At 57.9% G+C, this 13,566-nt stretch carries 1 protein-coding gene; it reads left to right on the top strand.

Annotated features, from left to right (window positions below):
* The first annotated feature begins 168 nt into the window (after positions 1 to 168).
* Positions 169 to 13,545: a YDG domain-containing protein gene (locus HMPREF9081_RS11665; RefSeq protein WP_006307593.1), complete on the top strand. Its 13,377-nt coding sequence runs from the start codon at positions 169 to 171 to the stop codon at positions 13,543 to 13,545.
* Positions 13,546 to 13,566 lie beyond the last annotated feature (21 nt).

The following is a 13,566-nucleotide window of genomic DNA, read 5'->3' as shown; positions in this document are numbered from 1 at the left end:
CATCTTAGCTTCCCCCCGCCAGAGCGGGGGAAGTGGCGAGCGTAGCGAGCCGATAGGGGCGTTTATGCAACAGTCCCTTTTGATTTTATTCTATGGGCTATTATATAATGGGCTATTATATCCGATATACAATATAAGTGTGAATGTGTCTATTATGGGAGAACAGACATGAAAAACAATCGAACGGAACTATCGCGGCGCGTGCGTTATGCGCTGCTTGCGGGGATGGCGGGTGCTTTTTTGATTCCGCAGGTCGGCTTTGCCGCGCCGACGGGAGAGCATGTCACCTATGGCGGAGCGACTGTTGGGCGTGCGGGAAATGATACGAACATCAATTCCGCAAACCTGAATAACGTGATCGAGTGGAAGGACTATTCCCTCGCCAGCGGAGAACGTGTCGTGCATGACGGCGGCAACAAGACGAACAACTATCTGAACATCGTCACGGGCGCGAACACCTCGAACATCAACGGCAAGATCGTAGGCGGCAAGGATGTCTACATTGTCAATCCGAACGGCGTCATCTTCGGCAAAACTGCCGAGGTCGACGTCGGGAATCTCTATGTCTCCACGCAGGATACGGGATCTCTGAACCGTGCGGCATTCGAGATCACAGGATCATCGGGTGCATCGCCGCTTGTCAATACTGCCGCGCTCAAAGCCGATGTCGTCAACATGGGTAAGATTAAGGCGGATACTGTCGAGGTGCACGGATCACACATCCGCTTCCTCAATGCGGCGGATGTGACGGCAACGAATCCCGTTGTGCTCTATACGGATGCGCCCGCTGCGAGTCCGACGGCTGCCGACGGCGGCTATGCCCATATCGGCTATCGCGGGACGGCGCCGACGAACTATACGAGTGGTGCAGGCGCGACGCCGGAATACTACCAGTTAGTCAAGAATACGACTGAATTGAGCGGAATCACGTCGAATCTTGCGGGCAATTATATGCTTGAGCAGGATATTGACTACGCAACTGGGACGCATACTCCGATCGGAACGACGGGGACGCCGTTCACGGGCAAGTTCGACGGCAATCTCTTCCGGATCAAGAACTTTAAGACAACCCATCCAAATCGTGCGGGTCTCTTTGGAGAACTCTCAAATGCGCGCATCGAGAATCTCGGCGTGACAGGTGCGACGATTATAGGCGGCGATCCCGACAGTGAGACTGCGGGTGGTATTGCCGGATCTGCAACAGGCAGCCTTATCAAGAATGTCTACGTCAAGGACAGTGTGATCACCAGCGTAATGTCGGATGGCGTTACGGAAGGTGCTGCCTATGTTGGCGGAATTGTCGGAGTGATGGCGAACTCGACGATTGACTCCGCCTACACGAAGAACCGCATTGGCGGAAATGCGGGCGGCATTGCGGGACGTACCAACGCGGGCTCGCAGATTTCCAACAGCTACAACGATTCGGAGGCGATCAGCGCACCCGGGACGAAAATTTATTTCGTCTATATCCCGGGGGGATTAAACACAACAACGATCACGAATTCCTATAATGTCGGACTCAATTTTTCCTCGAATAAGCCTCGTTTGGCGGGTGGATTGACCAACGTCTACGAGCTCGATACCGCAACCAACCAGATGAGGGTCGTCGAGCCGGTGACGACGCCGACCACCCCCACGCGATTTGCCTCCACGGCAGCCGCCTCCTACAGCGGCTGGTCGATCAACAACACGGGCGAGCCCGGCGCGAAGTGGCGCATCTACGAGGGGCGGTCGCTTCCTTTGTTGACCGCATTTATGGGTGTTTCGTCTGAGGCGACGTACAACTATCGCTATTTCAATGGAGTCGGTACGGCGTCGACGGCTGCGGCCAATACGCCCAAGACCAACAATGGCGCAGACATGAAGGACGTGGAGTACAACAGCTACTATCTGAAGATCGTAGACAAGAACTCCCCCAATGCCATCGGCGGCAAGTCGAATGTCACATTCGGCGCGGGCGCGGATACGAGCGGCGTCAAAGACTACGTGAGCGGGAATGACCTCAACAGGACGAACGGCATCCGCAATGTGGGCACGAAGGCGATGCTCTGGACGGATCAGGACGGTCCGAATCTGCGCGGTGTCAACGTCACGATCAAGCCGCGTGTCGTAAGCCTTAACAACGGTTCGCTCAGTCCTTCGCGCATGTATAACGGCAAGAGCGATGTGACAAAGGCGTTCCGTGAGGCACTCACAAGCGGCGGCATCGGCTCCACGGGGTTTACAGCGGAGGATATTGCTAATAGTTCGGTCGCCCTTGACTTTACCACGGGCAGTTTCAAGGCGTGGGCGGTCGATGGCAGCAACAACCCCGATAGGAATGTCGGCACAAACAAGCCCGTCAAGTTCAGCGGAAGCATCGGCTTCAGCGGTCCGGATGCAGGGAACTATAAGTTTGACACCAGCTCTCTCAGCGGTCTGACGGGCAGCGTGACCATTACCAAGGCACCGCTCTACCTCTCGATCCAGAAGAAGACGGCGGACGATAAGACATACGACGGCACATCCAGGGTGGTCGACAGTGCGATGCTGCAGACCAATACGCCCCCGAACATCAAGCTGGACGATACCAAGACGGGTCTGACTCTGGCGCAGATCGATGCCGGTACGCCCGCGATGCCCGACGGCGCGATTATGACGGGCGATGACGATGCGACAAGGGACAATGTCAGCCTCACGACCGTGGGCGGTCCGAAGTATACGAATGCGACGGGCGTGGAGCAGCTTCATGCGGGCACGCACAAGCTCCAGTATACGAACGTCGGGCTACAGGGCAACGACGCGGGCAACTATGAGCTCTACTATACGCCCGCAAACAACACAAAGACACTCGTTTCGACGACGGATAAGACCGTCTACCTCGACGGCAAGATCGTCCCGCGCGAGATCCTCAGGGACAACTTCAATGTCTATGACAAGACGACCCATGCGAAGCTCGATGCAAAAAAGGTCTACGACGGCAACGACGAGTACACGCCGAGCTCGAATGTCTATATCTCCTCGAATGCCGTGACCGGCGGTACGACGGGGCTGGTCGAACGCGACCGGGATCATATCACGTTTGCACTCACGGGCGGCAAGGGGCATTTCGCACAGAATGACGGTACCACCTACAGCAAGAATGTGCAGGATGTCGAAAAGCTCGCCTATGAGGTGACGGGGCATACGGATGACGATACCAACTACAAACTCTCCGACTACTACATCATGGACGGTGGTGTCCAGAAGAGTCTGGGCAGCACGTTCCATGCGACGGGTGCGGGCAAGATCACACCGAAGGCGCTGACGGCGACGGTCAAAAACAACCACATCACGAAGGTCTACGACGCGATGGACGACCAGACCGACGGCAACCGCAATATCACGCGCGGCGATGCGCTCGTCACGCTCTCCGGCTTTGTCAACAACGAGACGCGCACGAATACGTCGACGGCGAAATACGCCTCTCCGAATGTTGTATGGGACGGTGTGAACAACCGTGCAACCACGCAGGGTGTGACCTATACGGCGTCCTTTGATCCCGGCACGGGCGTAGAGTCGAAGAACTATACCCTCGGTGCGGAGGGTGTAACGCCGATCTCGACAACGAAGGCGCTCACGGGCAGCTATACGGGCACGATTACGCCGCGTCCCTTGGGAATCAAGTTTGCTGACGTGACAAAGGTCTATGACGGCACGACGAACAATCCGACAAAGACGATCACGGATATTGACGACAGCGTCGGTGTCGCGGGCGCGACCAAGGGCGCGGTTACGAGCGTGGACGGCACGACGACCACCAGCCTCTCCGCCGCCGCTATGGCAAATGTTACGAGCACCTACAACGATGCCAATGCGGGTACGGGCAAGACCGTCACCTATACAAATCTCTCGGGGCTCCTGAGCAATCACAACTACAGTATTGCGGACTCGCAGACCGGAACGGGGACGATCACGCGACGCCTGATCGAGAACTCGGGTTTTCAGGTGCGCAAAACCGGAGGCACGCCGGCGAATGCGACGAAGGTCTATGACGGCACGAATACCTTCACGCTGGCGGGCGACGAATATCTGGTCGCAAAGCCATCGACAGATCCGTCTGCGACACCGGGCACGGGCATTGTTGCAAAGGACGTTCCGAACATCGTGTTCAAGATGACGGGCAATCAGGGACACTTTCTGAAGTCCGGCTCGGGCACGGCGGTATCGGATCGCACCTCCCACGTTTCGGAGGCGGCGCGCGTTGCCTATGGTGTCTATGCGGAGACGCTCGACGGGACGACGAGCCCGCTCTCGAACTATGAGTTCGGCACAACGATATCCAAGCGCAACCTCGAAGCGGTGACGACGGCAAATCCCGACGCCGTGACGGCAGCGGGGCGTATTACCCCTGCCAAAATTCAGGCGACAACGCGTGAGATCTCAAAGCTCTATGATGGGGTGGCGGAGCATACGGACGGCAACCGGAACGTCCTCAGAGGAGATACGATTGTCGGACTCAATCTGTTTACCGACGCGACGGGACAGCCGACGAATACCTCGACAGCCGTCTATGCAGATAAGAATGTCGCGCGCGATGCGCTCGACAATGTCATCAAGAAAAATGTCACGTATAAGGCACAGCTGACGGGGCAGTACGCGAACGACTATGAGATCGTCGATGCGGGGAACAATGTCATCAGCACGAAAACCGGTGCGGGTGCAGCGCAGACGGTCACAGCGACGATCACGCCGTCTGCGGCGACGGGCACGATCAACCCGCGCAAGCTGAAGATCACGATGAACGACGTGACGAAGACCTACGACGGCACGGCAGCGAATACGTCTGCCACGATCACGGGAATCACAGACGATCCCACGAGCACCGTCATCAATACGATCCTCTCGGGCGACAGCATTACGGCGGGTACATTGCAGACCACCTATCGGGGCATGCTGACCGCCAATACGGCATCGAGCAACTACGGACGTCTCTCGGGGACGAACTTTACCACGAACGCGAACGCGAGCAACGGCACACCGCACGATGTTCAGTACGCGAATATGGACGAGGCGTTCCGATCGGCGTTCAGTGCGGTGGCGGACAACTACGATGTCGCCAAGAATGTCTACAGCAAGGGCACGATCAACCGCAAGGCAATCACGCCGAACACGTTTAAGGTCAGCGGCGGCAAGGCGACGAAGGTCTATGACGGCACGAGCGCCTATACGGTTCCTGCGGGGAGTACACTCACGGCAAATACGGGCGAGCTCGTCGGCACGGATGCGTCCAAGATCCAATTTGCCATCAGCGGGAATGGCGCGAAGTTCACGAAGACGGACGGCGTCACGGAGACGGCAAATGTTGCCGACGCACGCAAGGTCGCCTACAATATCACGGTATCGGGCGACAGCGATACGATTCGGAACTACACGCTGAACGGGCAAAACCTTGAGAGCGGGAATCTGACGGCATCGGGCGACGGCGAGATCACGCGCCGTGCGCTGAATCTGAACCTTGTGCAGAGCACGGGCATCGACAAGGAATACGATGGTCAGACCACGCTCAAGAATACTGCGACAAAGAACTGGAACGCGCTGACCGATGCGGATCCAAAGGGCAACGTGCAGTATGCGGCGGGTTCGACCGCAGCGAACAAGCTTGTCACGACGGACGGCACGAGCTTCAATATCACGTCGAACTATATGAACAATGCCGGTACGGTGGCGGACAAGAACGTGCGCCGCGACGGCTCGAACAATCCCATCGACAAGGCAATCCAGTATCGGGTTACGATCAATGGCGATGCGAACAACTATTCCTTTGACGGCGGCGCGACGAGTGCGGCGAGCGGACTCACACTTTCGGCGACAGGTACGATTACGCCGAAGGATCTTTCGGGTGCGTTCAAGAAGGTGACGAAGGTCTATGACCGCACAACGAATGTTCCTCCCGGGCTGGTCGGCTTTACACCGGGGGCGACTATCGCGGGTGACGTGGTCAATCTCGCGACGCATACAGAGGCGTTCCATAGTGCGAACGTCAACGGCGACGGCACAACGTGGACACCCTCGGGCGGTACGGAGCAGAAGAACTGGGTCGAATACTCGGGGCTTACGCTTGGCGGTACGGATGCTGGAAACTATAATCTCAGTTCCACCGCACGCGGTCTCGGTGAGATCACGCCGCTTGCGCTGAATCCGTCGAGCATCAACTTTAACATCGGGCAGGCGACGAAGGAATACGACGGAACGACGACGGTCAAGCACAATAATTCCACCGCGATGACGGATGTCAAGAACTATATTGCGAGTGCGACGACGACGGTCAACAGCACGACGGTGGATGTTCTGCCGGAGCTGAGCGTCGATGCGGCGACCTACGACACAAAGGACGTGGATGGCGGACGATCGGCGAACCGCGTCACCTATACGCTGAAGTATACGGGAGCGAGCGGGAACTTTACGATCGGCTCCGGCACATTTACGAAGCAGGGCAACGGCGTCATCACGAAGAAGGATGTCACGGCGACGGTCAAGAGCCCCGTATCGAAGGTCTATGACGCGACGACGACGCTCACGGGCGTGGCAAAGGACTCTGCGAACGCGGTCGTGACGAATGCAAACGACCTGATCGGGATGACGGGCTTCACGGGCAACGACGGCGCGACCTATACGACGACGGCTGTGTACGCGGACAAGAATGTCGGCACGGGCAAGCAGGTCGACTATACGCTTACGCTGAACGGCGCGGCTGCGGGCAACTACAATCTGAAATATGGCGGTGCGAACAGCAGCGGCACGTTCTCAACGAATGACAATACGATCACGAAGCGCAAGGTGGATGTAACCTTTGCAGACGTGACGAAGACCTACGATACGACGCCGACGAACACGTCGATCACGGGCACGGTTTCGGCGGCGGACAAGGCGGTGCTGAACACCGACAGCGCGGGGCTTGTGAACGGCTCGAACGCACTCACGAACCTCAGCACGTTAAACAGCCAGTACGGCGCGGGCACGGGTTCGTCGTTCACCGCCAACCCGAATGCGGGCACGAACAAGGATGTCCGCTATCAGGGACTCAGCGCGCAGATGGGGACGACCCTCGGCGCGAATGCGTCGAACTATGAGTTCGATGCGGACGGCTACGGCAAGGGCACGATCACGCGTGCGACGATCAACCCCAGCGATGTCACTTTTGGCACCACCAATGCGACAAAGGTCTACGACGGCACGCGGGCGGTCAAGCACAACGGATCCGCCGCCATGGGCGACGTGAAGAACTACATCACGAACGCGATGTGGAACGGGCACGACATCCTGAGTGAGTTTGCGGTTTCTTCGGCGCAGTACAATACGACGGCGAATGTGAACGGCGGAGCCTCGCAGGGTGTCACCTACAACATGGCGCTCACGGGCACGAACAACAACATTCAGCTCGGTTCGGGCAACTTTACCGCGAACGGCACGGGCGTCATCACGCCGAAGGATGTCGATGTGACGGTCAAGAGCCCGCTCACGAAGGTCTATGATGCAACGACGGCGGTGAAGGATGCGGGCGGCAACCCCATCACGGGGAGTGCGCTCAACAACCTTCTCACGCTGACGGGGCTGACGGGCAACGACGGCGCGACCTATACGACGACGGCTGTGTATGCGGATAAGAACGCGGGCACGGGCAAGCAGGTCAACTATACGCTGACCATGAACGGCGCGGCTGCGGACAACTACAATCTGAAACGCAATGGCGCAAACATTGTCGGCAACGCGTTCTCGACGAACGACAATACGATCACGAAGCGCACGGTGGATGTGGCGTTTGCCGATGTGTCGAAGACCTATGATACGACGCCGACGAACAACAGCATTACGCCGCGTGTTTCGTCCACCGATGCGGCAGTGCTTGCTCTGGACAGCAGCGGCAATGTCAGCGGCAGAACGATCACGGGGCTGACGGGTGTCACGAGTCAGTACGGCACGGGCACAACGGATGCGACCTTTGCCGCCAACCCGAATGCGGGCACGAACAAATCCGTGCAGTATGCGGGCATCGGTGCGGCGATGGGCACCGTGTTCGGTACGAACAACTATGAGTTCGCAGCGAATGGCTATGGCAAGGGCACGATCAACCGTGCGACGATCAACCCCGGCGATGTCAACTTCACGGTGGACCCGGCGACGAAGGTCTATGACGGCACGCGCACGGTCAAGCACAACGAAAATGCCGCACCGAGCGCGGTGAAGAACTACATCACGAGAGCGATGTGGAACGGGCACGACATCCTGAGTGAGTTCGCGGTTTCCTCGGCGCAGTACGATACGACGGCGAATGTGAACGGCGGAGCCTCGCAGGGCGTCACCTACAACATGGCGCTCACGGGCACGAACAACAACATTCAGCTTGGCTCGGGCAGCCTTACCGCGAGCGGCACGGGTGTCATCACGCCGAAGGATGTCGATGTGACGGTCAACGGTCCGCTCTCGAAGGTCTATGATGCAACGACGGCGGTGAAGGATGCGGGCGGCAACCCCATCACGGGGAGTGCGCTCAACAACCTTCTCACGCTGACGGGGCTGACGGGCAACGACGGCGCGACCTATACGACAACGGCGCAGTATGCAAATAAGAACGCGGGCACGGGCAAGCAGGTCAACTATACGCTGACCATGAACGGCGCGGCTGCGGGCAACTATAACTTGAAATATGGCGGCGCGAACAGCAGCGGTTCGTTCTCGACGAACGACAATACGATCACGAAGCGCACGGTGGATGTGGCGTTCAACCCTGTTACGAAGTCCTATGATGGGACGCCGACGAACAATAGTATCACGCCGCGTGTCTCGTCTGCCGATGCGGCAGTGCTTGCTCTGGACAGCAGCGGCAATGTCAGCGGCACAACGATCACGGGGCTGACGGGTGTCACGAGTCAGTACGGCACGGGCACAACGGATGCGACCTTTGCCGCCAACCCGAACGCGGGCACGAACAAATCTGTGCAGTACGCGGGCATCGGCACGGCGATGGGCACGGTGTTCGGCGCGAACAACTATGACTTTGCGACGAATGTCTACGGTACGGGTACGATCACGAAGGCGAACATCAATACGTCGGACATCACCTTTACCACCACGGGCGCCCACAAGGTCTATGACGGTACGCGCACGGTGAAGTACAACGGCTCGGGTGCGTCCGATCAGGTGAAGAACTATATCACGCAGGCGACGGCAAATCTCGGCGGCGGGCATACGGCGGATCTGCGCGGCGATCTCGAGATCGATACCGCAGGTACGAAGTATGCGAGCTCCAATGCGGGCACGGGGATCGGTGTCACCTATAAGTTCCGTCTGAACAACAACAACATCGAAATCTCGGGCAGGAATGAGTTCGAGATGACGGATACGGGCACGATCGACCGCCGCGTGCTGAACCTCGACCTTACGCAGAAGACGGGCATCGACAAGATCTACGATGCAAATGCGGGGGTTGTGGATACTGCTGCGCGCAAATACAAAGCATTCACGGATGACGATGCGCTCGGCAATGTCACCTATGCGGCGGGCACGACGGACGATAATAAGCTCGTGCGTACATCGAATGGTGCGTCGGTGAATGACGGCGCAACGATGACGATCCGGGCGAACTATGTGAATGCGGGTGTTGCCGATAAGAATGTTGCGCGCGACGGCAGCGGCAACGTTGCCGCGAAGGACATCGCCTACCGTGTCAGCATTGATGCCGCGAACGGCGGACAGAACTACAAGCTCTCGGACGGTGTGACCACGGTTGACGCCGAGACGGGGCTGAATCTCTCCGCACGCGGTACGATCACGCCGCGCGAGCTGACGCTTGGTTTTGCGGATGTGAGCAAGCCGTATGATACGACGGCGGTCAACAACACAAAGAACATCAACAGCATTGTGGCGGCGGACAGTGACGGACGCGGGGCGGCGACGCTCACGGCGGACAACATTACGAATGCGACGTTCGATATGACGAATGTCGGGAGTCTCTACGGTGCCGGCAATACAGACGCGACGTTCCAAAGCAACCCGAATGTTGTCACCGACGCGGACGGCAATGTTGTCCCGAACGGCAAGGATGTGCAGTACACGAACATCCGCAGCACGCTCTCGGGAACGAACGCGAACAACTATACCGTTGCGAATACAGCATACGGCAAGGGCACGATCCGCAAGCGCGTGGTCAGTGTCAATGACTTTGATTTCAATATCAGTAAAGCCACGAAGATGTACGATGGCACGGATACCGTGTACTGGCATGACAATGCGGGCAATTCGTACAGCGATCTGGGGCATGTCAAGCAGTATTTCCGGGGGAGCACACTCGATCTCGGCGGCGGCAATACAGTTCCGATCAATCTGGATGATATCGAACTGAATTCGGCGAAGTACAACGATGTGAATGCCTCCCCCTCGACGAGCATTGACTACGGTGTCCGTATCAATGCGAAGAATTTTGAGTTCAATGGCGGGCACGACCGCACGATTCACCATACGGGTGATGAGATCACGAAGCGCAACCTTGCGACTATGCTGCCGAAGCATCTTGTAAAGGAGTATGACGGCGAGGATACGTTTACAGAAACGAATACGGTGTTTGCCAATGCGATGGCGAATGAGAACCTGACGCCGATTGTCGAGCGCGATCGGGGACTGGTTCACCTCGCGGTGGCAGGGCAGTATGACGATAAGCACGCCTCGGCGGAGACACGCGCGGAGGCGGAGGCTCGTACCCCTGCAACGGCGGGGAAGAATGTCGCCTATACGCTGACGCTCTCGGGTGATGCGTCGAGGCTCACGAACTATGAGATCGACGGACAGCCGCTCACGAATACGGTGAATGGCAAGGCAGATATCTACAAGAAGACGCTGACGGTCGGCGTGGACAACATCGACAAGCTCTACGACGGCACGCGGACGGTCGTCCGTCCGAATGGGACGGGCACGCTGCCGCATCCGGAGGCGGGCAAGTTCCGACTCAGCGGCTTTGTGGGCAGCGAGTCCTTCGGCTTCGACCAGACGGCGGCGGACAAGATCGACGGTCTTTACTCCGATGCGAATGTCAGCCGCAGAAACGGTGCTGTTGTCGATAAGGATATCGCGTACAGCGGTCTCCAAAATGCCTTTGCCGACAATGCGACGCGCGATACGACGGGCTATGCACGAAACTACCGCATCGACGGCGATACGCTCAGCGGAAAGGGGAAGATCAATCCCCGTCCGATTACTGCGAATGAGATTACGAACGGACTGACGTTTGACGAGGCGACGAAGGTCTACGACGGCACGCGCGCAGTCAAGTACAACGGGCAGAATACGCCCGATGCGCTCAAGAACTATCTCACGAGCGCGACGGTGAATGTTGACGGTACGCCGATCGACATTCGGAACGATCTGACGATCCGAGCGGATGAGGCGTACACCCATTATGATACGCAGCACGTGGCGGGCGGCGCGCAGCCGCGTGTTACCTATGGGCTGACCTACACGGGCGGCAACTTCGATATCAGCGGGGATCTCACGAAGCAGGCGGACGGTGTCATCACGAAACGCAAGGTTATGGCGTATGCGCCGGGACAGCTGACGAAGATCTATGACGGTACCAACAAGGTTTACGATCCGACCGATACGAGTATCAAGACCTATCGGCGTGGCACGCGCGTCACGGATGGCGACAGCATTGTACGCATGAGCACGGAGGACGGCGATACCGGACTCCTCGCAAATGACGGCGTGCGGAACATCTCGACCGCGACCTTTGACGATAAGAATGTGGGCAAACGCAAGAAGGTTACCTACAATGTGGGCGTTGACGCGGCGCACGCGGGTGACTATGAGATTGTCGACACGCTCGGCAATACGATTTCGGAGCTGACGACGCGCAACAATGAGATCACGCCGCGCCGTCTGGATCTCACGTTTGGCGATGTCAGCAAATCCTATGATGCGACGAGTACGAACGATGATACGCCGACGACGTTTGTGACGGACAGCGATACGCGAAAGACGCTGCAAAAAGATCACGCGCGTATCTTTGGCAATGAGCTGATTCTGCAAGATGGGGCGGGCAATGATCTGACGCTCCCGAGCGACTACGGCTATGGCAGAACGGATCGCACCTTTGCGCCCGATGCAAATGCGGATACGGACAAGTCCGTCCAGTACCGCAACATGGGCGATGCCCTGCGCACGATTCTCGGCGACAATGCGAAGAACTATGAGTTTGACGAGACGGGCTACGGCAAGGGTACCATCAACAAGGCGAATGTGCGCGAGAGCGACTTCGACTTCCGCTTCAATGACGCGGAGAAGGAGTACGACGGCACGTCGGCAGTTGCCGATGCAATGTCGCACCTCGACAAGGGTACGAGCCGTGTGCGTCTGCCGCGCTCGGCGGGATGGAAGAACTACAACCTGCCCGACACGGATATTGCGGGCGTTACCGGAACGTACATGAGTGCGGACGGCAGGACGCCGGACAAGAATGCCGCGGATCGCAAGATCGTGAACTATAAGGTTCAGCTGAATGACCGGAACTTTGCCTTTGAGGGAGGCTGGAATGGCGTCGTCGAAGGTGAGGGACGCGGCAAGATTGAGCGCCGTGCGATTACGGCAGCGCAGTTGCCGTATCTGACGAAGACCTACGACGGTACAAACGCCGTTGTGAACGCTGCGCGCGATGCCGAGGGCAACCTCATCACGGGCAGCGGCGATGCGCTCATGCAGTTCCGTCATGTGGGGGATGCGACACAGTCCGCGCTGATCGCGGGTGATGATGTGACGAATGCGACTACGGCGACGTATGGCGATGCGAATGTCGCATGGAAGGATGATGCGTGGAAGAACGGTCACGGCGATGTAGCGGACAAGGATGTCAACTATACGCTTACGCTCTCCGGTGCGGATGCTGCGAACTACAAGATTGTCGATAGCAATGGCAATGAGGTGTCGAGCACCGTCGGCAAGGGCAGAATCGATCCGAAGGACATTCATCTGAAGTCCGACCCGCAGACGCGTTGGATCAACGAGGGGCTGCCCGACAGCTATACGGGCACGCCGACCGGGTCGAACTATGAGACGGGCGTCAATGGCGAAGCACTCCCCGGCGAGATCTACTATGATACGCCGAACGGAAAGCTGCGCTGGGGCGACTACGCCATCAACGGCTACTATCGTGCGTCGGACAAGGCGCGGTATCAGCGCCCGGACGGCTCGCGCTATCAGCTCGCGGACGGTACACCCGACGGCGACAGCGTTGCGCGCAACTATCGTTTTGTGCAGGATCCCGCGAACGCAACCGCGCTCCATATCGGACCCTATGTCCCCGATCACGAGTACTACAACGCACTCACGCAGGTGAGCAAGATGACTCCCGATGAGTACGCATACGAGAACGCCTCCCTCGATCGCCGCAACCACTTCGGCCGCGATCTCGAGGCAGAGGTCATCCATACACCGCCCTCCGTCAACACGGTGAAGGATGGTGTCGACATCACCAAAACCGGCATTCAGGTAACAGACGAAACCGTCTTCAAACTGATGAATGAAGTGTTTGGTGCGTGATGAAAAGTAACAGTATGTAAA

The organism is Centipeda periodontii DSM 2778, assembly GCF_000213975.1.
GTDB classification, from domain to species: domain Bacteria; phylum Bacillota; class Negativicutes; order Selenomonadales; family Selenomonadaceae; genus Centipeda; species Centipeda periodontii.
Note: the sequence above shows the minus strand (reverse complement) of the source record. Positions and strands in the feature narration are given on the sequence as shown.